This is a genomic window from Achromobacter deleyi, from assembly GCF_902859705.1.
Taxonomy (GTDB): Bacteria; Pseudomonadota; Gammaproteobacteria; order Burkholderiales; family Burkholderiaceae_B; genus Achromobacter; species Achromobacter deleyi.
In genome coordinates, this window is record NZ_CADIJO010000047.1 from 1 (window position 1) to 22,492 (window position 22,492).

The 22,492-nt window shown below is 69.2% G+C and carries 19 protein-coding genes and 2 pseudogenes; 4 read left to right on the forward strand and 17 right to left on the reverse strand.

Annotated features, from left to right (window positions below; translation table 11 throughout):
* The 15 genes and pseudogenes from HV798_RS30900 to HV798_RS30970 all read right to left on the reverse strand — a co-directional run.
* On the reverse strand, nucleotides 1-259 hold a 259-nt coding region (locus HV798_RS30900), incomplete at its 3' end, for a DUF4381 family protein (RefSeq protein WP_175216633.1).
* Nucleotides 256-1,221, reverse strand: coding sequence for a DUF58 domain-containing protein (locus HV798_RS30905; RefSeq protein WP_175196490.1), 966 nt, complete (start codon nucleotides 1,219-1,221; stop codon nucleotides 256-258). The genes HV798_RS30900 and HV798_RS30905, both read right to left, overlap by 4 nt.
* An 8-nt stretch (nucleotides 1,222-1,229) precedes the next feature.
* A complete protein-coding gene (locus HV798_RS30910; protein WP_175196492.1) occupies nucleotides 1,230-2,201 on the reverse strand; it encodes an AAA family ATPase in 972 nt (323 codons plus the stop codon).
* A 57-nt stretch (nucleotides 2,202-2,258) separates the two neighbouring features.
* A complete protein-coding gene (locus tag HV798_RS30915; protein ID WP_175196494.1) occupies nucleotides 2,259-3,407 on the reverse strand; it encodes a formylglycine-generating enzyme family protein in 1,149 nt (382 codons plus the stop codon).
* Nucleotides 3,408-3,875: 468 nt separating this feature from the next.
* Nucleotides 3,876-4,955, reverse strand: a pseudogene (locus HV798_RS30920) (LLM class flavin-dependent oxidoreductase); the annotation flags it as partial.
* Entirely contained in the window at nucleotides 4,952-6,247 is a 1,296-nt protein-coding gene (locus tag HV798_RS30925) for an NtaA/DmoA family FMN-dependent monooxygenase (RefSeq protein ID WP_175196506.1), read from the reverse strand. The gene HV798_RS30925 and the pseudogene HV798_RS30920, both read right to left, overlap by 4 nt.
* Nucleotides 6,248-6,249: 2 nt before the next feature.
* The gene (locus HV798_RS30930; RefSeq protein WP_175196508.1) at nucleotides 6,250-7,404 is read right to left on the reverse strand and encodes an LLM class flavin-dependent oxidoreductase; all 1,155 of its coding nucleotides are present in this window, start codon (nucleotides 7,402-7,404) and stop codon (nucleotides 6,250-6,252) included.
* A 12-nt stretch (nucleotides 7,405-7,416) separates the two neighbouring features.
* Entirely contained in the window at nucleotides 7,417-9,066 is a 1,650-nt protein-coding gene (locus tag HV798_RS30935; RefSeq protein WP_175196510.1) for a dipeptide ABC transporter ATP-binding protein, read from the reverse strand.
* Entirely contained in the window at nucleotides 9,063-9,932 is an 870-nt protein-coding gene (locus HV798_RS30940) for an ABC transporter permease (RefSeq protein ID WP_175196512.1), read from the reverse strand. The genes HV798_RS30935 and HV798_RS30940 overlap by 4 nt, the downstream gene beginning before the upstream one ends.
* Nucleotides 9,929-10,918 carry an ABC transporter permease gene (locus HV798_RS30945; protein WP_175196513.1) on the reverse strand — a complete coding sequence of 330 codons (990 nt, stop codon included), beginning with the start codon at nucleotides 10,916-10,918 and terminating at the stop codon, nucleotides 9,929-9,931. The genes HV798_RS30940 and HV798_RS30945 overlap by 4 nt, the downstream gene beginning before the upstream one ends.
* Before the next feature lie 9 nt (nucleotides 10,919-10,927).
* The gene (locus HV798_RS30950; protein ID WP_246289337.1) at nucleotides 10,928-12,544 is read right to left on the reverse strand and encodes an ABC transporter substrate-binding protein; all 1,617 of its coding nucleotides are present in this window, start codon (nucleotides 12,542-12,544) and stop codon (nucleotides 10,928-10,930) included.
* 158 nt (nucleotides 12,545-12,702) lie between these two features.
* On the reverse strand, nucleotides 12,703-14,649 hold the full coding sequence (locus HV798_RS30955; RefSeq protein ID WP_175196515.1) for a family 2A encapsulin nanocompartment cargo protein cysteine desulfurase: 1,947 nt from the start codon (nucleotides 14,647-14,649) through the stop codon (nucleotides 12,703-12,705).
* Between the two features lie 8 nt (nucleotides 14,650-14,657).
* On the reverse strand, nucleotides 14,658-15,590 hold the full coding sequence (locus HV798_RS30960; RefSeq protein WP_175196517.1) for a family 2A encapsulin nanocompartment shell protein: 933 nt from the start codon (nucleotides 15,588-15,590) through the stop codon (nucleotides 14,658-14,660).
* 60 nt (nucleotides 15,591-15,650) lie between these two features.
* Nucleotides 15,651-16,550, reverse strand: coding sequence for a serine O-acetyltransferase EpsC (gene epsC / locus HV798_RS30965; RefSeq protein WP_175196519.1), 900 nt, complete (start codon nucleotides 16,548-16,550; stop codon nucleotides 15,651-15,653).
* A 1-nt stretch (nucleotide 16,551) separates the two neighbouring features.
* A complete protein-coding gene (locus HV798_RS30970; protein WP_175196521.1) occupies nucleotides 16,552-17,040 on the reverse strand; it encodes a rhodanese-like domain-containing protein in 489 nt (162 codons plus the stop codon).
* Between the two features lie 249 nt (nucleotides 17,041-17,289).
* Between HV798_RS30970 and HV798_RS30975 the strand changes: the two genes are divergently transcribed.
* From HV798_RS30975 to HV798_RS30990, 4 genes are read left to right on the forward strand one after another with little or no spacing between them, the layout of a single operon-like run.
* Nucleotides 17,290-18,339: an ABC transporter substrate-binding protein gene (locus tag HV798_RS30975; protein WP_175196523.1), complete on the forward strand. Its 1,050-nt coding sequence runs from the start codon at nucleotides 17,290-17,292 to the stop codon at nucleotides 18,337-18,339.
* 4 nt (nucleotides 18,340-18,343) lie between these two features.
* A complete protein-coding gene (locus HV798_RS30980) occupies nucleotides 18,344-19,114 on the forward strand; it encodes an ABC transporter ATP-binding protein (protein ID WP_175196525.1) in 771 nt (256 codons plus the stop codon).
* On the forward strand, nucleotides 19,111-20,010 hold the full coding sequence (locus tag HV798_RS30985) for an ABC transporter permease (RefSeq protein WP_175196527.1): 900 nt from the start codon (nucleotides 19,111-19,113) through the stop codon (nucleotides 20,008-20,010). Before HV798_RS30980 ends, HV798_RS30985 begins: the two co-directional genes overlap by 4 nt.
* 1 nt (nucleotide 20,011) lies before the next feature.
* Nucleotides 20,012-21,709 carry an amidohydrolase gene (locus HV798_RS30990; protein ID WP_175196529.1) on the forward strand — a complete coding sequence of 566 codons (1,698 nt, stop codon included), beginning with the start codon at nucleotides 20,012-20,014 and terminating at the stop codon, nucleotides 21,707-21,709.
* Between the two features lie 51 nt (nucleotides 21,710-21,760).
* On the opposite strand, the gene HV798_RS30995 is transcribed toward HV798_RS30990, so the two are convergent.
* Nucleotides 21,761-22,096: a 4Fe-4S dicluster domain-containing protein gene (locus tag HV798_RS30995; protein WP_175196531.1), complete on the reverse strand. Its 336-nt coding sequence runs from the start codon at nucleotides 22,094-22,096 to the stop codon at nucleotides 21,761-21,763.
* A pseudogene (locus HV798_RS31000) lies at nucleotides 22,093-22,492 on the reverse strand (pyridine nucleotide-disulfide oxidoreductase); the annotation flags it as partial. The gene HV798_RS30995 and the pseudogene HV798_RS31000, both read right to left, overlap by 4 nt.

Here is a 22,492-nt window from a genome sequence, read left to right on the forward strand (position 1 = left end):
GCTTGAGCAAGGCCGGCAGGCCGCGCGCCGCCAAGGGGTCGCTGGCCGCGTCCCGCGCCAACTGCGTCAACGCGGCCAGACCTTGGCGCCGATAGCGGTTGCGGCGGTGGCGGCGCCAGCCGGCCCACGCGGCCCAGGCGCCGCCGGCCAGCAGCAACAGCGCCACCACGGCCCACCCCCAGGTTTGCGGCCAATAGGGCACGGCGGCCGGCAACGGCAGCTCCTGCAATTGATCCAGGCCGGGCAGCGCGTCGCTCATGGCCGCGTCCCGGTCGGGCCGATCGCGGCCGGCATCGCCACCTGTTTGCCGAGTTCACGGCGCAACTGCACGCGTTCATCGTCCGCCGTGTCGATGGACAGCAGCGGCACGCGGCTGCGGCGCAGCAGGTGCGCCACCTGCTGCAGGCGGCCGCTGAAGAAATCGGCCAGCGGCTGCCTTTCCCGCCGCCGGCCCACGGCAATTTCCAGCTGCACTTCGCCTTGGGTGACCACCATGCGTCCGGCGCTGGGCAGCTGCTGCGCCATGGGATCGAACACCAGCATCGCCAGCACGTCGTTGTGGGCCGCCAACAGGCGCAGCGCGCGCAGCGTGGCCTCGTCGGCGCCCGCGAAGTCGCTGATGACGCAGACCAGGCAATCATGCGGCGCGGTGGCCAGCGCGCCGCGCAGCGCGGCGTTCAAGCCTTGTGCGGCAGGCACGTCGGGGCCGTCGGCGGACAACGCCGCGTTGGCGCGCGCCACCTCGGCCAGCAGCGCGCGTACCCGGTCGCGGCTGCGCAGCGGCTTGAACGCCTTGATGCCACGGTCGTCGAACACCAGTCCGCCGACGCGGTCGCCGCCCCGATAGGCGATCCAGGCGGTGAGCGCCGCCAGCCGGGCCGCGACGGCGCATTTGAAGGCGCGCACGGACCCGAAGTACATGCTCATGCGCTGGTCGACCAGGATCAGCGCCGGCCGGTCGCGCTCTTCGGTATAGGCGCGCACCAGCGGCTTGCCATAGCGCAACGAGGCGCGCAGGTCCAGGCGCCGCAGGTCATCGCCGGCCGCATAGCGGCGCAGTTCCGCGAAATCCAGCCCCCGGCCGCGCAACCGCGATCCGTGCGGCCCGGCCAACACGCTGCCCAAGGGCTGCCGGGCGGTGAACGACAGGCCGACCGCCGCCGCTTCCAGGGCGATCAGTTCGGCCAGCGGCGGATGGACGGGATGCGGCGCGGGGCTCATGGCGCTTCCTAGGCCGGCACGGCCACGACGTCCAGCATCCGGTCGATGACCTGATCGGCGGTGACGCCATCGGCCACGGCGTCATAGGACAGGTGCAGGCGATGCCGCAACACCGCATGGGCCACGGCGCGCACATCGTCCGGCGTACTGAAGTCCGCGTCGGCCAGCCAGGCATGGGCCCGGGCGGCCCGATCCAGCGCAATCGCGCCGCGCGGGCTGGCCCCCACCTGTATCCAGCGCGCCAGGTCGGCGTCGTAGTCGCCGGGACGCCGCGTGGCGTTGACCAGATCCACGGTGTAGCGGTCCACGGCCGGCGCCACGAGCACGGCGGCCGCGGCCTGGCGACAGGCCAGCAGCGCGTCCTGCGTCAGGCGCGCGTCGTCGGCTTCACCGGCCGGTTCCGGCGGGCTTCTCAAGAGCGCCAGCATGGCCATCTCGTCTTCGGCGCCGGGGTAGTCCAGCCGGATCTTCATCAGGAAGCGGTCCATCTGCGCTTCGGGCAGCGGATACGTGCCCTCCTGCTCGATCGGGTTCTGCGTGGCCAGCACCATGAACAGCGCGGGCATCTTGCGGGTGTGGCCGCCCACGGTGATCTGCCGTTCTTCCATGGCCTCGAGCAGCGCGGACTGCACCTTGGCGGGCGCGCGATTGATCTCGTCGGCCAGGATCAGGTTGCCGAACAGCGGACCAGGCTCGAACGCAATCTGGTTGCGCCCCTGGGCATCCTGGCGCAGCACGTCGGCGCCGGTGATGTCCGACGGCAGCAGGTCGGGGGTGAACTGGATGCGGCTCATGTCGGCCGCCAGGTGCGCGGCCATGGCCTTGACCATGCGGGTCTTGGCCAGCCCGGGCAGGCTTTCGAGCAGCACGTGCCCGTCGGCCACCAAGGCGATCAGCAGGTGGCGCACCACCTGCGCCTGGCCCAGCACGTCTCGGGAAATTGCCGCTTCCAACGCCAGAATGCCATTGCGCAACGCCATGGGTATCCCTTCGTCAAACGCACACCTGTACGGGTCGCCCGGGCTGCGGGCGAGGCATCAACGGCTGGCGACGCGTCCCGGGCGGGACTGGGCCTGCTTCCATTGGTCGGGCGTCATCACCGTGCGAAAACCCAGGTGCGACATGCCGTTCAACGGATCCGTGCCGCGCCGGGCGCTGGCCCGGTAGCTGATGCAGTACGTATCGCTGCACAGGAATGAGCCGCCGCGCGTCACCCGTTTCGGGGCCGACACGGGGACGTTGGCGTCGTCGGGATCAAAGCTGTCGGCCGGACCGGCGGGGTCCTGAGGCGGCTGGCGGTATTGCGCCTGGATGCGGAACGCATCGGCGCGATACCAGTCGGCCGTCCATTGCCACACATTGCCGGCCATGTCGTACAGGCCATACGCGTTGGGCGGAAAGCTGCCGACGGGCGTGGTGCCCACCTGGATCTTCTCGTCCTTGACCACCGGAAACGGCTGCTGCTGTTGCGTGTCCCAGATATTGGCCATGGGCTTGCCTTGCGGGCTCAGTTCATTGCCCCAGGCATAGGTGGCCTGCTCCAGCCCGCCGCGGGCGGCGAATTCCCATTCCGCCTCGGTCGGCAGGCGCTTGCCGGCCCATTTGGCGTAGGCCTGCGCGTCTTCGTACGACACCTGCACGACCGGGTGGTCGTCCTTGCCGTCGATGGAACTGCCGGGGCCTTGCGGGTGGCGCCAGCTGGCGCCCGGAATGAAGCGCCACCAGCGGCTGTAGTCGCGCAGCGAGACCTCGGACGCCGTGCCGACGAAAACCATGGCACCGGGCACGAGCAGCCGGTCGTCGGGGCGCGGGGTGCCTGGGGGCAGCTGGACCTTCAGGTCTTCCCAGCGGGGTTTCTGTTCGGCCGTCGTGACATACCCGGTGGCGTCGACGAAACGGCGGAATTCCGCGTTCGTCACATCGTGGGTATCCATCCAGAAACCGCTGACCCGCACGCGATGCGGCGGCAATTCATTGGGCTGCGACAGTTTATGGTCGTTGCCCATGCGGAATTCGGCGCCCGGAATCCAGGCCATGCCTGCCGGCCCCTGTTTACCGTTACCGAGCGTGACGGTTGGCGCACCGGGCTTCGAGGGGGTGCCGGTGCTGGCCACATAAGCGCCCAGGGCGCTTGCGCCAAGCAGTATGCCAACCACCGTTAAACCGACTTTCAGTTGTTGCTTCACGTGCCCCTCCGCACTTCCGTGGAAACGAAACGGTGCGCTCTGGCCGAGCGCTATTGGGTATCACGAATGGCTTATCGCTTTGAAGCTGAAACAGGACTGCGTCTGGCGGGTCTGGGTTGCGTTGCATTAATGCCGAAATGGCTGCCCACATTATCTGAACGGCAAATGGCGAGGCTGACTTTTGTTAGCGCTCGCAACGCAGGGCGTTTTCGGGAATACCCGAGTTTTCCGAGGGAGAGTATTGGAAAATATGGGATTATCTGAATTATTTAGTAACCTTATTAATGAGAATACCGGGACGAGGTAGCCTGGATTATCTGGTGCGGCAGTACGAGAAGAAAACGCGGATTATCTTTGCGGCGTACCGTGCCAGGCTTGCGCCAGCCGCAGATGTGATTGCACCCGGTCTTCGTGGCGATGGGCGTTGGTAGTGACGATCAGTTCGTCGGCCTCGGTGGCGCGCACCAGCGTTTCCAGCCCCTGCACGACCGTATCGGCATCGCCCACGAATTGGGTGCGCGTGCGGTCCTGCACCAGGTCGGCTTCCAGTTCGATGCCTTGGGCCTCTTCCGGCGACAGGTAGCGCGTGGCGCCCTCGCCCCGCCGAATACCTTGCACCCACGCGCCATAGGGCGTGGCGATGCGCCTGGCGTCGGCGGCATCCCGCCCCACCACCACATCGGCCGATATCATCAGGTACGGCCGGGCCTGCGTGGCCGACGGCACGAAGGCCCGGCGATAGGCGTCCACGGCCCCCAGCGCAGTCGCCGGGCTGACGTGGTAATTCACCGCGAACGGCAAGCCAAGCCGGCCGGCCAATTGCGCGCTTTCGCCCGCCGACGACCCCAGCACCCAGGTCTGCAGCGCGGCGCCCAGGCCTGGCGTGGCCTGCACGCGGCTGCCGTCCGCTGCCGCATAGGTGCCGGCCAGCAGGGCAAAGAGCGCATCCACGGCCGCCTCGAATGGCAAGGGCTGCGCTTGCGGTTGCAGCAGGATGGCTTCGCGGGCCAGACCGCGGCTGGCGCGTTGCGGACGGGAGACCGGCGGCGCGGGGATCAGCAGGCCGTTGATGACGCGATCGCCTTGCGTCGCTGGGGTTGCCCCACCGGGCGCCGCAGCGGCGCCGCCCGCCGGATCGCCTGCCCCGTCGGCCAACGGCGCCGCGCGCCTTGCCGCGGCCAGCCCGCGGCCCAACCCCAGGTCGATGCGGCCGGGATGCAAGGCGTCCAGCGTACCGAAGGCCTCGGCGATGGCCAATGGCGTGTGATAGCCCAACAGCGTGGCACCGGACCCGACGCGCAGCCGCGTGGTCACGGCCGCCACCTGGCCGATGACGATCGGCGCGGCCGAACTGGCAAGACCTTCGGACAGGTGGTGTTCCGCCAGCCAATAGCGAAGGTAGCCGGCCTGTTCGGCCCGGCGCGCCAGGTCGACGGTATTGGCCAGCGCCTGGCGGGCGTCAGACCCGGACGAGATCGGCGCCAGGTCCAGGATGGACAACGGCACGCGCGGCGGGCGGTGGACAGCCCGGGAAAGATCGCCGCTCATGCCGGCACCGCCTGGGACGCCAGGCCCAGATGCTCGCGCAGCGTCGTGCCGGCGTAGTCCTGCCGGAACACGCCCTTTTCCTGCAGCAACGGCACCACGCGATCGACGAATTCCTCGATGCCGCTGGGGATCAGGTGCGGCACCAGGATGAAGCCGTCGGACGCGTTCTGCTGCACGTAGCGGTTCATCTCGTCGGCCACCTGGGCCGGCGTGCCGACGAATTGCTGGCGGCCGGTGACCTTGATGATCAGGTCGCGGATGCCCAGGTTTTCACGCCGGGCCAGCTCGCGCCATTGATGTGCGGTGGCCAGGTTGTCGTCGTGCTGGCGGGTGCGGCCCTTGGCGACCGTGGCGGCGGACACGTCGGGATCGAAGTCCGGCAGCGGCCCGTCGGGATCGAAGCCGGACAGGTCGCGGTTCCACAGCTGTTCCAGCAGCACGATGGCGGTTTGCGGGCTGACCTGCTGGCGCCGTACCTCGGCATGGCGCGCGGCGGCGTCTTCGGGCGTATCGCCCAGCACGAAGCCCACGCCGGGCAGGATCTTCAGGTCGGCCTCGGCGCGGCCGTATCTGGGCAGGCGCGCCTTGACGTCGGCGTAGAAGGCCTGGCCCTGTTCCAGCGATCCGTGGCGGGTGAAGATGGCGTCGGCGCTGCGGGCGGCGAATTCCCGGCCCTGGCTGGAATCGCCGGCCTGGATGATGATCGGGTGGCCTTGCGGCAGCGGCGGCACGTCCAGCCGGCCGCGTACGTTGAATTGCGCGCCCTGGTAGTCGAAGGCGCCGTGGCCGTCGTCGCCGCCGTCCCAGAGATGCCGCGCCAGCTCGACGAATTCGCGGGCGCGTTCGTAGCGCTGTTCATGCGGCAGGTAGGCGCCGCGGCGGAAATTCTCGCCGGTGAACGCGCCGGGCGAAGTCACCACGTTCCAGGCCGAACGGCCGCCGGACACGTGGTCCAGCGTGGCCAGCTGGCGGGCCAGGTTGTAGGGCTCGTTGAAGGTGGCGTTCAGCGTGCCGGCCAGGCCGAGGCGCTCGGTGACCGCGGCCAGCGCCGCCAGCACCACCAGCGTATTGGGCCGCCCCACCACGTCCAGGTCGTGCAACTGGCCGCGCTGTTCGCGCAGGCGCAAGCCTTCGGCCAGGAACACAAAGTCCAGCTTGCCGCGTTCGGCGGCGCGGGCGAAGCGTTCGAAGGATTCGAATTCGATCTGGCTGCCCGCCTGCGGGTCGCTCCAGACCGTCATATTGTTCACGCCCGGGAAATGCGCGCCCAGGATCAATTGCTTCTGTGCCATGGTCAACGGGCTCCTTGGCCTGCAGTCGCGTAGCGGTTGGTGGCGGCGGCCAGCCCGAGGCGGCCGCGCAGGGAAATCGGCGGGAATGACGCATCGATGTCGGCTGCCGCCGCCAGGCCGGCGTCTTGCAGCAAGGGCAGCAGCACGTCGGTCACGACAGGTACGTCGCGCCGAATGTCGCGCGGGTGCAGGCGCACACCGGCAAAGCCGGCGTCGCGCCAGGCCAGAATGCGGCGGGCCAGCGCCTGGGCGGTGTGGGGAGCGTCTTCCCGTCCTGCCCTTGGCGCCGCAGCGTCGGCGGCGTCGTCGAACGAAACGGGCACATCCACGACGTAGCGCAGCGGCGCCAGATGGCGCCCGGCCTGCTGCTGGGCGCCGTCCAGCGCCTGGCGCTGCGCCGTCCACGCGGCCGAGTCGGCGGGCTCGGGCACGAAGAGAATGTCGGCATGCCGGGCAGCCCAGGCCACGTCGCCGTCTTCGCGCCAGGTCACCGCCACGGGCGGCTGCCCCTGCGGCGGCCGCGGCACGATGGACGGGCCGCGTATCGAAAAGGTCAGCGCTTTCACATCCACGTAGTGCAGTTTGTCGCGATCGACGAAACGGCCCGTGGCCACGTCGCGGATGATGGCGTCGTCTTCCCAGCTGTCCCACAGGCGCCGCACGCCATCCACCGCGCCCGCGGCATCCTGGTACAGCCCGTGGCGGGTGTCCGGCAACGCATAGATGCCTGCCCCGGCATGCGCCACAGCCGCGTCCACGTCCGGCTGCGCGGGCACGACGGGCACCAGCCCCGCCCTGCCCCGCGTCACGTAGTCCAGCGTGGCGATGGCAGTGGACACATGGAACGGCTCGGTGGTGCTGACCACCACCGCCGGGAGCAGGCCGATGCGGCGCGTGGCCGGGCCGATGCGGGCGAGCAGCAGCGTCGCATCCAGAGGGCTTTGGCCGGGCGAGCCGGAGCGGGCCCACAGGTCGTCGAAGGTGGCGAAATCCAGGCCGGCCTCGTCGGCTTGCTTGATGGCGTCCAGCCAGGGCCGCCACGCCTCGGCCGTTTCGGCGCCCGCAACGGCGTGCGCTCGGATGTCGCTGCCATCACGGGGCGCGGACGGCCGGCCATTGAACGCCAGGCCGATGGGAAAAGGATTGGGTAGGGTCATGGTGTTGCGGCCTCAGGCCGCCAGGTCCAGGGTCAAGGGCGCAGGCGCGGCAACGGCCGGCAGCGCGTGGCGGCCGCCCGGCGTGTCGCCCAGCAGCGCCTGCGTGTAGGGATGGGCGGGCCGTTCGAACACCTGCTCGACCGGCCCCTGCTCGGCTACCTGGCCGCGCCGCAGCACGACCACGTGGTCGGAAATCTGCCGCACCACCGCCAGGTCGTGCGACACGAACAGATAGCTGACGCCCAGGTCGGCCTGCAGGCGCTGCAGCAGCGCCAGGATGCGGGCCTGCACCGATACATCCAGCGCCGAGACGGGTTCGTCCAGCACCACCAGCTCGGGTTCGATGGCCAGCGCGCGGGCAATCGCCACGCGCTGGCGCTGGCCGCCCGACAGGCGGGTGGGCCGGCTGTCCAGCAGGTCGGGGCTGAGTTCCACGGCGTGCAGCAGCTCGGCCGCGCGCTCGCGGCGCGAGGCCCGGTCGCCCAGGCCGAAGGCGTGCAAGGGCTCGGTGATGATGGCTTCCAGCGTGAAACGCGGGTTCAACGAGGCATAGGGATTCTGGTAGACCACCTGCACCCGTCGGCGAAAGTCCTGCAATTGGCCGCGGTTGAGCCGGGTGACGTCGCGGCCGTCGAACCAGACCTGGCCGGCGTCGGGCCGTTCCAGGCACAGCGCGATGCGCGAGGTCGTGGACTTGCCGGACCCGGATTCACCCACCAGGCTGGTGGTGCCATGGCGCGGCACATGGAACGACACGCCGTCCACCGCCCGTACCTCGCCGAAGCGTTTGGCCAGGTTTTGCACGACCAGCAGCGGCGCGTGCGCGGCGGGCCTGGCCGGCGCAGGCAGGCCGCCCTGCCGCAAGCCGGGCGCGGCGGCCAGCAGCGTTTGCGTATAGGGATGCGCCGGCCGCGCGCGCAAGGGCCGGGCCGCGCCGGTCTCGACGATGCGGCCGCCTTGCATCACGGCCACGCGGTCGGCGCGGTCGAACGCCACGCCCAGGTCATGCGTGATCAGCAGCACGGCGATGCCCTTGCGGCGCACCAGCGCTTCCAGGTGGTCCAGCACCTGCCGCTGCACCGTCACGTCCAGCGCGCTGGTGGGTTCATCGGCAATGATCAGCGCGGGCTCGTGCGCCACGGCCATGCCGATCAGCACCCGCTGGCGCATGCCGCCGGACAGCTCGTGCGGAAAGCTGCGCGCCACGCGCGCGGCATCGGCCAGGCCCACGTCGGCCAGAATGCCGGGCACGCGGCGGCACGCCTCGGCCTTGGACACGCCGTGCACGGTCAGCGCTTCTTCCAGCTGCGCACCGATGCGCTTGACCGGGTCGAGCGACAGGCCCGGGTCCTGCGGCACGAAGCCGATGCGCCGGCCGCGCAGGTCTTGCCAGACGGACTCCGGCGCATGGGCCAGTTCCACCCCTTCGAGTTCGATGCTGCCGCCGCGCCGCAGGGCGTTGTCGGGCAACAGGCCGATCAGGGCCGCGGCCGTGGTCGACTTGCCGGAACCGGATTCGCCCACCAGCGCGACGATCTCGCCCGGCTGGATGGCCAGGGATACGTCGGTGACGGCGGCGCGCCAGGCGCCGGTCGCGGCGTCGCGGTAGGCGACGTCCAGGTTGCCCAGGGCCACCACCGGGCCAGCGTGGGGTGCGGTCATGACGATTCTCCCAAGTCCTGCGCGTGGCGGGCGATCTGGTTGGCCGACAGCACCACGGCCGCGACCACCATGCCCGGCATGGTCGTGTACCACCAGGCCGCCGCGATGTAGTTGCGGCCTTCGGCAATCAACAGCCCCCATTCCGGCGCGGGCGGCGGCGCGCCAAAGCCCAGGAAACTGAGTGAGGACACCGCCAGCACGGCGGCGCCGAATTCCAGCGCGGCCAGCGCCAGCACGGGGCCGGCGGCGTGCGGCGCGATGTGGCGCAGCAGGATGCCGCGCGTGCCCACGCCCGAGGCCACCGCGGCCTCGACGAACACCGCGCCGCGCCAGCGCAGCACTTCGCCGCGCATCAGGCGCCCGAACGTGGCCACATACGAGAGCCCCACGGCAATGGCGATGTGCACCGTGCCAAAACCCAGCACGGTCACGATCGCCATCGACAGCAGCAGCGTCGGAATCGCCATCAGCACGTCGGTGGCGCGCATCAGCACCGCATCGATCCGCCCGCCCAGGAAGCCGGCCAGCAGGCCGATGGCCCCGCCCAGGAACAGTGCGATCAGCACCGCCAAGGCCGTGGCCTGCAGTGACGTCGATGTGCCGTGGACGGTGCGCGCATAGATGTCGCGGCCCAGGTGGTCGGTGCCGAACCAGTGGCTGGCCGACGGCGCCAGCAGCGCGTCCTGGGGCACGCCGCGCAAGGGGTCGGCCGAGGTGAAGGCCTGCGGCGCCAGCGCCCAGCCCAGCACCAGCACAATCACGGCCAGGCTCAGCGCCAGCATGGGCTTGGCCCGCAGCGTCGCCAGCAAGGCCCACAGGCGGCCAGGGCGTGCGCCCGGCCGGGAAGCCAGGGTTTGCGTCGTCATGCCAGCGCCCTCGCCCGGTTGCGGGTGATGCGCGGGTCCAGCAAGGGATACGCCAGGTCCACCACCAGGTTGACGATGACGAACACGGCGGCCGCCAGCACCACCACGCCCTGCACCACCGGAATGTCCTTGACGGCCACCGCGCCCTGCGCCAGCCGGCCGATGCCTTCGCGCGAGAACACGGTTTCCGTGACAACGGAACCGGCCAGCAGGTTGCCCATGAGCACGCCGGTCATGGTCAGGACGGGGATGGTGGCGTTGGGCAGTACGTGCGTGAACAGCAGCCGCCGACGCGACAAACCCTTGGCCCGCAAGGCCGCCACGAAGGGTTGCCCCCACACGGCCGACAGCGAGCGCGACAGCACCTGGGCCACGGTGGCGGCGGTGGGCAAGGCCAGCGTGGCCGCCGGCAGCACCAGCGATTGCCAGCCTTCGTTGCCCATGGCCGGAAACACCGGCAACGTGAACGACAGCCATTGCAGCAGCAACAGCCCGACCCAGAACGTGGGCAGGCACACGCCCAACGACGGCGCCGCCTGCAAGGCCGAACGCAGGCGCGGATGGCGCGTCGAACTGGCGGCCAGCGCCAGGCCCAGACCCAGCACCAGGGCGGCCGCCAGCGCGCTGAGCGCCAAGGCCGCCGTGGCCGGCGCGGCCTGCGCCAGCATGGCCGACACCGGCTGCCCGGTCTGGATCGATACGCCCAGGTCCAGCCGCAGCGCCTGCCACAGCGCGATGCCGTACTGCACCACAAGCGGCTCGTCCAAATGGTACTGGGCGCGCAGCGCCGCCACCTGGGCCGGGTCGACCAGGCTGGCATCGCCCTGGTTCAGCATGATGCTGACCGGATCGCTGGGCAGGATGTACAGGATCACGAACGATACGGTGTAGGCCGCCCACAGCACGAAGGCCGACTGGGCGGTGCGGCTCAGGGCGTAGCGCCAGGCATCCGTCCCGGCAGCGGCCGGCAACACGGTCTGCGTCATGCGGCCTCCCTACTTCTGCAGCCAGGTGTCGTAGAACTGCAGCCGCGACGAGGCGTCGTAGTGCAGGCCCTGGACGTGCTTGCCGGTGGCGCCCACCGTAGCCAGTTCCACCAGCGGAATGGCGTGGCCGTCGGCCACCAGCAGCTCGGCGGCGCGGGCGATCAGCTGCTTGCGCTGGGCCGGGTCTTGTGCGGCGGCCGACTGCGCCAGTACCGCATCCACCTCGGCCGGCGCGCGGAAGTTGACGTTGCGGCCACTGGCCAGGAACACGGTGCGCAGGATGTCCGGGTCGGCGCGCGTCAGGTTGTAGAACTGGATCGGCATCTTGCCCGTGTCGCGGATGGCGTTGACCTGGCCGATGACGCTTTTCTTCAGTTGCAGGTCCACCCCGATCTCGCGCAGCTGTTGCTGGATCAGTTCCAGGTAGGTCACCGACTGCCAGTATTCCAGCCGCACCGTCAGCCGTTCACCGTTCTTTTCGCGGATGCCGTCCTTGCCGGGCAGCCAGCCGTCGTCTTCCAGCAACTTGATGGCGCCCTTGGGGTCGTAGGCCAGCGCCTGCGACTGGTCGACATACGACGGCGTGGTCTTGGCCAGCACCGACGTCGCCGGCTGCTGGTAGCGCGACAGGATGGTCTGCAGTTCGGGCCGGTTGATACCCTTGACCAGCGCGCGGCGCACGGCCGGCGCGGCCCACAGGGGCAGCGATTCGTTCGGGAAGAAGCTGTACACCAGCCCCGGATTGCTGCGCGCCAGGATCGGCAGGCCTTGCGCCAGCAGCACCTTTTCGTCCTGCGGCTGCACGCTGGTGTTCACATCCACCTGGCGCGACAGCAGGCTGCCGTTGCGCACGCCCGATTCCGGAATGATGCGAAATTCAATGCCTTCCAGGTAGGCCTTGTCGCGATGCGTGGCCAACGACGACGGCCAGGCGTAATCGTCGCGCCGTTGCAGCTTGGCGCCCTGGTTGTGCGTGAACGAGGTCAGCACGAACGGCCCGGACCCCACCACCTGCCCCTGGCAGCGTTCTTCGTACGACCTGGCCAGCGTGGCCTTGGACAACAGGCCCAGGCTCATCGTCGACGTGGCCTGCAGGAACTGGGCGTTGGGTTCCTTGAAGACGACCACGACGGTATGCGCGTCCGGCGCCTCGATGCGGTCCACGCCGGCCAGGTAGGTCGACGCCAGCGAGGCGCGCGCGCCCATCTTGACGATGCCGTCGAAGTTGGCCTTGACCGCGTCGGCGTCCAGCTTGCTGCCGTCGCTGAAGGTCGCGCCATCGCGCAGCACGAAGGTGAAGCGGCGGTTGTCCTCTTCGGCCTTCCAGGTCGTGGCCAGCCACGGCACGATGTTGCCCGTCTCGGGGTCCTGGTCGGTCAGCGAATCGGTGATCTGGCGGCCGATGTTCAGCGCGGTGTTGTTGCCCGGCTGCTGCGGATCGACGCAAGCCGGGTCGCCGTCCAGCGCCACCTTGAGAATGCCGCCGTACTGCGGTGTGGCGCCATGCGCCGGGGTCGCCGCCAAGGCGAAGACCGCTGCGCACAGGGCTGCGCCGACCGGGGCGGCCCACCGGGGCGCGGACGCATCCCGGTGCGGATTCATCAAACTGGCTGTGCTGCGCTGCATTACCCTGCTTCCTTGTCTTGAAAGTGAAGCAATCCACTCTAAACAGGGCCGGGGCCGCGGCTAAATACATTCTGCGGATTTTCAAATCCGGCAGAAACTAATGCCGGCAAACGCAGCAGCCGTCGCGGCGCTTGCCGCGACGGCTGGCCACCTCCGCTTCAAGCGGTTCGTCGCGACGCCGCCAGTCGCTGCACTACATCCAGCAGGCGGTCGATTTCATCAAAGGTGTTGTAGAACGCCAGCGAGGGCCGCACCGTGGTCTCGACGCCGAAGCGGCGCAGGATCGGCTGCGCGCAGTGGTGCCCGGTGCGCACCGCGATGCCCTCTTCGTTCAGCGCATGGCCGACTTCTTCGGTGCTGTAGCCGTCCAGCACGAACGACATGACGCTGGCCTTGTCCGCGGCCGTGCCGATCAGCCGCACGCCCGGGATGGCGCCCAGCCCGCGCATGCCGTAGACCAGCAGGTCGTGTTCGTAGCGGCCGATGTTCTCGATGCCCAGGCGGCTCACGTAGTCCAGCGCGGCGCCCAGGCCGACGGCGTCGGCGATGTTGCCGGTGCCGGCCTCGAACTTGTTGGGAATCGGCTGGAACACCGTTTTCTCGAAGGTCACGTCGGCGATCATATTGCCGCCGCCCTGCCACGGCGGAATGTCTTCCAGCACCTCGCGCCTGGCCCAGACCACGCCGATCCCGGTCGGCCCGAATATCTTGTGTCCGGAAAACACGAAGAAGTCTGCGCCCAGGGCCTGAACATCCACCGCCAGGTGCGAGACCGACTGCGCGCCGTCCACCAGCACGCGCGCGCCGGCCCGATGCGCCAGGTCGATGATCTGCTTGACGGGCGTGACGGTGCCCAGCGCATTGGACACCTGCGTCACGGCCACGATGCGGGTGCGGTCGTTGAGCAGCTTCTGGTATTCATCGAGCCGCACCTGGCCGCTGTCGTCCACCGGAATCACGCGCAGCCCCGCGCCGCGGGCGGCGGCCAGTTGCTGCCAGGGCACGATATTGGCGTGATGCTCCAGGTGCGACACGATGATCTCGTCACCTTCGCCCACGTGTTGCGTGCCCCAGCTCTTGGCCACCAGGTTGATGGCTTCGGTGGTGCCGCGCACGAAGATCACCTCGTTCACGTCGGGTGCGTTGATGAAACGCCGCACCCGTTCGCGCGCACCTTCATAGGCGTCCGTGGCGCGCGCCGCCAGTTCGTGCGCGGCCCGATGGATGTTGGAGTTTTCGTGGGCGTAGAAATACGCGATCCGGTCGATCACGCTCTGCGGCTTGTGGGTGGTGGCGGCGTTGTCGAACCACACCAGCGGACGGCCGTTGACGCGTTCCTGCAATATCGGGAAGTCGCGCCGCACCGCATGCACGTCGAACGGCGGATGCGCGTCGGCGCCGGCCTGGGGTGCCACGCGCGCCTGGGGATGCGCGGGCGTGGTGTAGCCGCTGGGCAATACCACGGCGTCAACGAAGTAATAGCGCGCATCCGCCGTGGGCGCGGCGGGGGCCGATACCGGCGCCGCGGGCGGTGCCGCGCGGGGCGGCATCAGCGGCAGTCCGGCCAATTCGTCGCTGATCCGGGTGCCGCCCAGCACATTCGGGGATGCGGCCGGGTCAGGCGCCGGCTGGCCATGCCCCGGCGCCAGGAAGTAGTACGGCGGCGGCACGCCCGTCGCGCCCGCGCCGAAGCGGGGTTCGTACGCCGGCACCGCCGCCACGACGCTGTCGGGCACGCCATTGCCCGCCGGCGCATGCGGCAGCAAGGCCGGCGCGCGATGCGCCAGCGACGGCAGTTGTGCCGGGGACGCCGGCACCAGGTTGGCGCCCGGCGCCACGCCTTGCGGAATCGGCGTGCCTGGCACGCTGGGGCCCAGGCCCGCCGGGCTGACCAGCGGCGAGCCTGGCGGCGCCACGTTCAACGGCGCCTGCACCCCGGGCGGCACCGGCGCGGGCGGCGTGACGCCCACCGCCTGCCCCGGCAGCGCCGTGAAGAAGGCGTTGGCCAGGCGCGCCAGTTCGCCTGGGTCGATGGGCGCTTCCGGGGCGCCCGGCACTGCGCCGGAAAGCGCGGCGAAGCGCGGAGAAGAATCGGCTTGAGCCATCGTGCCGCCTACTTGTAGGTATCGGGATAGTCGTGGTACTTGCCGATCTCGACCTCGTCGAGCACCGCCAGCGCATCATCCGCCAGCAGGGCCAGCGAGCAATACAGCGAGATCAGGTACGACGCGATCGCGTGGTTGTTGATGCCCATGAAGCGCACCGACAGGCCCGGGCTTTGCTCGCCGGGCAGGCCCGGCTGGTACAGCCCGACCACGCCCTGGCGCTTGTCGCCCACGCGCAGCAGCAGGATCTTGGTCTTGCCGTCGGCCACCGGCACCTTGTTCGAGGGAATCAGCGGAATGCCGCGCCAGGTGATGAACTGCGACCCGAACAGGCTGACGGTAGGCGGCGGCGTGCCGCGGCGGGTGGCCTCGCGGCCGAAGGCGGCAATGGCCAGCGGGTGCGTCAGGAAAAAGGCCGGCTCCTTCCAGACCTTGGTCAGCAATTCGTCCAGGTCGTCGGGCGTGGGCGCGCCGGTCAGCGGAAAGATGCGTTGCTCGTCGGTCACCTGCGACAGCAGGCCGTAATCGGGGTTGTTGATCAGCTCGCTTTCCTGGTTTTCCTTGATGGTTTCGATCGTCAGGCGCAGTTGCTCCTTGATCTGGTCGTGCGGGCTGCTGTACAGGTCCGAAATGCGGGTGTGCACGTCCAGCACGGTGCTGACGGCGTTCAGGAAGTATTCGCGCGGCTGCTCTTCGTAGTCCACGAAGGTGCGCGGCAACTGGTTTTCGTCTTCGCGCGCGGTGCACGTGACTTTGATGTTTTCGGGATTCTTGACCTTGTTCAGGCGGTAGATGCCCGCTTCGACCGGTATCCATTGCAGCAGATGCGTCAGCCAGCGTGGGCTGATGGTGGAAAGCTGGGGTACGGTCTTGGTCGCATTGGCCAACTGCCTTGCGCCGTTGTCGCCCAATGCGACGGTCCCGCCTACGGTGGCACTCATTGAAATCTCCGAAGTGAACAGACAAGCAAAACAGACGAGCAAAAAAACAGGGCCGAAGCCCTACGAGGATGAGCGGGACGTGCTGCGGGGGCCGGCCTGGGTGACCGTGGCGCCGGGCGCGACGTCATCCGTGATCCAGACGTTGCCGCCGATGACGGCGCCCTGCCCCAGCGTCACGCGGCCCAGGATGGTGGCGCCGGCATAGATGACCACGTCGTCTTCGACAATGGGATGGCGCGCCTGGCCTTTTTCCAGGTTGCCCTCGGCGTCGGTCGAAAAGCGCTTGGCGCCCAGCGTCACGGCCTGATAGATGCGTACGCGCCGGCCCAGGCGCGCGGTTTCGCCGATGACGACACCGGTGCCGTGGTCGATGAAGCAGCCCGGACCGATCTGCGCGCCGGGATGGATGTCGATGCCGGTTTCGCCATGGGCGATCTCGGCCGCGATGCGCGCCAGCAGCGGCAGGTCCAGCAGGTACAACTGGTGCGCCAGCCGGTGATGGATCAGTGCATGGATGCCGGGATAGCACAGCAGCACCTCATCGACGCTGCGCGCGGCCGGGTCGCCCTGGTAGGCAGCCAGCACATCGCTGTCCAGCAGGCGGCGCACGTCCGGCAGCGCGGCCGCGAACCGGCGCACGATGGCCGTGGCGTGCTCTTGAACTTCGGGATGGTCGGGCGCGTTGCGGCGCAGTTCCAGCCGCGCCTGCTCCAGCAGGCTGCGCAGCGCCGCGTCCAGCGTGTAGCCGACGTAGAAGTTCTCGCTTTCATGGCGCATGTCCACCGGCCCCAGCCGCATCGGAAACAGCGCACGCTTGAATTTGTCGAAGATGTCCGCCAGCGCTTCGCGTGACGGGAATTCACGCTCGCCCGGCTCACGCGTGCGTTGCTGCGAGGTTCGCCATTCGGCGCGGATGCCGTCCAAGGCCCGCACCACCCCTTCCAGATCGAACACCGCCATATCAGTCCTGCACCCAGGGCAAGCCATGAAAGCGCCAGCCGTCGCGCAGGCCGCGATGCTGGTGGGCATCGAGTTCGCCTTCAAAGCCTTCGAACACATTGAAGACGGCCGAAAAGCCTGCCTTGGCAGCGGCCTCGGCGGCCAAGGCGGAACGCTTGCCGCTGCGGCACAGCAGCAGCACCACGGCGTCCTTGCCGCCCGCGCTGGAGACCTTCGCTTCCAGCTCGCGCACGAACCGCGGGTTGCGCGTCAGGCTGGTGCCGGTGGCCCATGGCACGTGCACGGCGCCCGGGATATGGCCCACGAATGTGCGCTCTTCGGCCGAGCGTACGTCCACCAGCACGGCTTCGCCGTTCTGCGCCAGCGCCCAGGCGTCTATCGGCGATACGCCACCGGCATAGGTCAATTGACGGAGGCGCGCATCGGCGCGGGCCTGCTCCAGGGTGGCGGGCAGTTCAGAGATGGCGGAGTCGGGGGTGTCGTAGCTCATGGCGCAAAGGCCTCCAGGCAGTCATCGCATCCAGTGCGACGGAACCCACAATCTAGGCCTGAAACCGCGGAATCCAAATGAATAAAAAGTCGGAAATTAACAACCCCCGGTTGTGAGGCCGGCGCGGCCACGGCGGGCGCGTGCAACGCGCGGGACCAAACAAGCATATGTCTAGATATTCTTTGTCGCGGGGGCCGGGCTTACGTAGCATGACCACAAGCTATTTCACGTCATTCGGGACCACCAAGCATGAGTTCGTATAAGAAACTGGCGTCGATCGACACGGCACGCCGGCGTTTGCTGTTTCATATCGGTGCCGCCGCGGCGGCCGGCGCGGCGGGCACCTTGCCCGGCGTCACCCTGGCGCAGACGCGCGAACAGGCCACCTTGGCCTCGGGCAGCGCGGGCTACACCTGGGCCCTGCCTTTTGTTGCCGAAAGCGGCGGCTACTGGAAGGCTCGCAACGTCGACCTGAAGGTGCTGGACTTTCCCACCGGCCGCGATTCGATGCAGGCCTTGCTGGCGGGGTCCGCCAACTTTTCCACCACCACCGACACCCCCGTGGTGTTCGCGGTGCTGCAGGGCCTGAAGCCCGGCATCCTGGCCAATTTCAGCCGCTATTCCTACGACATGAAGGTCGTGGCGCGCGAAGGCAGCGGCATCGTCGCCGACCAGCCCGCCAGCATCAAGGGCAAGAAGATCGGCACGCCCGCCGGCACCTCGGGCCAGTACGCGCTTGCCAAGTACCTGGAATTCGCCAAGCTGTCGGCCAGCGACATCACGCAGGTCAACCTGGCGCCCACCGACCTGATCGGCGCGCTGGTGCGCGGCGACATCGACGCGTTCTCATGGACCGCGCAGGCGGGCAACGCCGCCCTGCGCCAAAGCGGCGGCAAGGCCTTCTTCCTGACCCAGGCGGGCTACGAAAAGTACTTCCGCAGCCACCAGTTGCTGCTAGTCAACCAGAACACGCTGGACACGCGCCAGGCCCTGGTCAAGGACGCCATCGGCGCGCTGCTGGACGCCGAAAAGCGCATCGCCCAGGACCCGGCGTGGCCCGAGCTGATCGCCGGCCGCATCCGCAGCACGGCCGCCGAGGTCAAGGAAGCGACCTCGGTGTTCGAGTTCAAGGTGGGTTTTGACGACAGCTTCATCGACGACCTGGTCAGCCAGGCCAAGTGGGCCATCGACGCCAAGCTGGCGCCCGCCCCGGCCGGCGACCTGCGCGCCCTGTTCCGCGCCGCCATCAAGGACGCGCCGTTGTCTGCCGCCGCGCCCGATCGCGTCAAACTGGCCTGACGGCATGGCTGCGTTGATCGAATTCCAGCGCGTGTCGCAGTTCTTCACGACGCGCGGCGATACGCCGGCCCAGGCCCTGCACCAGGTGTCGCTGGACATCGAGGCCGGCGAATTCGTCTGCCTGATCGGCCCGTCGGGCTGCGGCAAGACGACGCTGCTGCATCTGCTGGCGGGTTTTCTGCAACCCACCGATGGCCAGGTGCGCTTTCGCGGTCAGCGGGTCGAACGCCCCGGCCCGGAACGCGGCGTGGTGTTCCAGGAATATGCGCTGTTTCCGTGGATGACCGCGCGGCAGAATGTCGAATTCGGCCTGCGCGCCCTGGCGGTGCCCGCCGACGAACGACGCAGCCGGGCGCTGGCTGCCCTGGCGCGCGTGGGCCTGTCGGCCGCCGCCGAACGCTATCCCCACGAATTGTCCGGCGGCATGCGCCAGCGCATCGCCGTGGCCCGTTCGCTGGTGGTCGAGCCCAAGGTGCTGCTGATGGACGAGCCCTTCGCCGCCGTCGACGCCATGACCCGCGCCACGCTGCAGAAAGACCTGCTGCGCCTGTGGCAGGAAACCGGCGTATCCGTCGTGTTCGTCACGCACAACATCGACGAAGCCATCTTCCTGGCGCAGCGCGTCGTGGTCATGGCGCCGCACCCCGGCACCCTCAGCGACGACCTGCGCATCGACCTGGACTATCCGCGCCAACGCGGATCCGTTGCGTTCGCCCAGCACTACAACCGCATCGAAGCCGCCCTGGCCGGCGCTCCTGCAAGGCAAGCCGCATGAATTCCCTGACCCTGGGCCGCGCGCCCGACGCCGCCGAGGCGGCCGATCCGCAGGCGAGTGTCGCTGACGCGGGCCATCCCGCCGCCACCATCGCCGAACGCTTCCAGCAGGCGCATCGCCGCCAGACCCGCGCCAAGCGCCGCCAGCGGCTGCTGCTGAACCTGGCCGGCATCGCGCTGTTCCTGCTGGCCTGGGAAGCGGTGCCCTACCTGTTTTCGTGGATGAACCCGGCGCTGTTCCCGCCGCCGTCGCGCGTGTTGCAAGCCGCGCTGCCCTTGATCGCGTCGGGCGAACTGGCCTCGCACATCATCGCCAGCCTGTCCCGCGCCGCGGCCGGCTTCAGCATTGCGCTGGTGCTGGGCATCTCGGCCGGCATCCTGACGGCCCGCGTCGAGGCGCTGCATCACCTGAGCGAGCCCGTGCTGCACGGTTTTCGTTCGGTGCCGTCACTGGCCGTGGTGCCGCTGGCGGTACTGTGGTTCGGCATCGGCGAGTTGCCCAAGATCGCGCTGATCGCCTGGGGCGCGTTCTTCCCGATCTGGATCACCACCTTCATCGGCGTGCGCGACACCAACATCGTCTACTTGCGTTCGGCGGCGGCGCTGGGCGCGGGCCGGGTGCGTACCCTGTTCCAGGTGATCCTGCCCGCCGCCCTGCCCTTCATCCTGGCCGGCGTGCGCCAGGCGATCGCGGTGTCGCTGATCGTGCTGGTAGCCGCCGAACTATCCGGTTCCACCCGCGGCATTGCCTACATGATGTCGCTGGGCCACCAGCTGTTCCAGGTCGAGATCATGTTCATCGGCCTGGTGCTGCTGGGCGCGTTCGGCTTCGTGGCCGACCGGCTGTTCGTCTGGGTCGTCAAGCGCCTGTTCCCCTGGTATCAAAGCGCGTCCTGACATGCCCATCCATCCTGCGCGGGCGCATCCCCGCCCGCTGGTGCTGCGCAACGCGCGCATCCATACCTTTGACGACTCGCGGCCGTCGGCCCGGGCCATTGCCCTGGTCGACGGCAAGGTGGCCGCGTTCGACGACGCGGCCATTGCCCTGGCAGACCGGGGTGCGCGCGCGATCGACCTGCAAGGCGCCACGGTCATTCCGGGCATCAACGATGCCCATGCCCACATGGAACGCGAAGGCCTGAAGACGCTGCGTCCGTCGCTGGCCGATGCGCGCAGCGTGGCGGACGTGCTGCGCGTGGTGCGCGATGCGGCCCGGACGACGCCGCCTGGCGACTACATCGTGACCATGCCCGTGGGCGCGCCGCCCTATTACTTCGGCGGTGCGGCGCAACTGGCCGAAGGCCGCCTGCCCACCCGGCAGGAACTGGATGCCGCGGCCCCCGACCATCCGGTCTATATTCCCGCGCCCTTCGGCAATTGGGGCAAGCCGCCCGGCACGGCGGCGCTGAACAGCCTGGCCCTGGCCCGCAACGGCCTGACGCCCGATTCGCGGCCGCAATGCGCCGGCATCGTACTGGAGCGCGACGCGGCAGGCCAATTGACCGGCCATATCGTCGAACACAATTCGCGCCCCGCAGTGGAATTCGACCTGCTTGCCGACGTGCCGCGCTTTGGCTTCGCCGACCGCCTGAAGGGCCTGCGCGTGTCGCAGCGGCAATACCACGCCAAGGGCACCACCAGCATCTACGAAGGCCACGGCAGCGCGCCCGAAACGCTTTCCGTCTACCGCAAGCTGTGGGAAGACGGTGAACTGACAATGCGTACCACGCTGGTGGTCAGCCCCACCTGGAGCGACCTGGCCGAGGCCGCCCGCGCCATGCGCGACTGGCTGGCCACGGCCCGCGGCCGGGGCCTGGGCGACCCCTGGCTGCGCGTCAGCGGCATCCACATCGCCTATGGCGGCGATCCGGTCACGGCCTGCTGCGCACGCGCCAACCTGCCCGATACCGGTTGGTCCGGTTTTGTCGAACAGGCGGTGACGCCGGCGGATTTCCGCGCCCTGTGCCTGTTGGCCGCCGAGCATGACCTGCGGGTCAATGTCATCGTGTCGGACAAGCTGCACAAGGTGGTGCCGGTGCTGCGCGAGGTCGATGCCCGCTTCCCGCTGGCCGGGCGCCGCTGGGTCATCCAGCACATTGCCCGGGCGCGTCGCGACGACCTGCTGGCGCTGAAGGCGCTGGACGTACTGGTGACCACCATCCCCACCTATTTCCTGTGGAAAGGCGGCGCAGCCTACCTGGACGAGCCCGACGGCGGCGACAGCGTCGTGGCGCACAACACGATGCTTGAGTTGGGGCTGGCGCTGGCGCTGGCCACCGACAATATTCCCTACGACCCGTTCTTTTCGCTGTGGGTCGCGGGTGCGCGGCAAGAGCGCCTGACCGGCCGCGTCATCGGCCCGGACCAGGCGCTGTCCGCCCGCGCCGCGCTGCACGCCTTCACGGTGGCCGGCGCCCGCCTGAGCTTCGACGAAGACTGGAAGGGGCCGCTGGCGCCGGGTTTCGCGGCGGACCTTGCCGTGCTGGACCGCGATCCCTTGAACCTGTTGCCGGACGCCTGGCGCGATACGCAGTGCCTGCTGACCGTCGTCGGCGGCCACGTCGTGCACGACGCGGCGGGCATCGCCGGGGCATAGACGCCCCGGCATTCCGAGGGCGCCGGCGAACCGCAGCGCCGTTGCCCCACGCTATTTACCCGGCCCCCCGCCCAACAGCTTGAACGACTGGTCCGCAGCGCGCAGGTCGCGCGATTCACGGGTCCAGCCGATCTGGCGGCGGTAGCTGCCCAGCAGGCCGGCCTGGACCAGGGCGTCTTCATCGACCTGCACCGGTGCGTCCGCATGCGGCGAGACGTACATGGCGTCTTCGGGGCACCAGGCTTCGCACATGAAACAGGTCTGGCAGGCGTCCTGGCGCGCAATCACGGGCGCCGCGCCCTCGACGATGTCGAACACGTTCACCGGGCAGACCCGCACGCAGATATTGCAGCCGGTGCAGCGGCTGTCGCTGATCAGCTCGATCATGCTGCCAACCTCGCCGGGGCTTGTTGCGCCTGGGGCACGGCGCGCGGCGCCACCCAGACCTCGTCCAGGCCGCCCGATGTCAGGTGGTGGTACTGCGCGGCGTCCTGTTCCAGGAAGTCGTAGCGCTTGTGCATGCCGCGGGTTTCGCGGCGGGCCAGCGCGCTGCGGTACATCCAGCGCGACGTCGCCAGCATGGCCGCGGCCTCGCGCGTGGCCAGCAGGTCGGCGGCCGCCGCCGGCGCGGCGGCGCGCAGGGCCTGCCAGCGGGCATCCAGCCGCGCCACCGACGGTTCCAGCACGTCGGCCGTGCGGAAGTAGTTGCGTTCGAACGGCATCACTTCCTCTTGCACCGCGCGCACCAGCGCGGCGGCGTCGGCCGCCTGCGCACCGGACCCG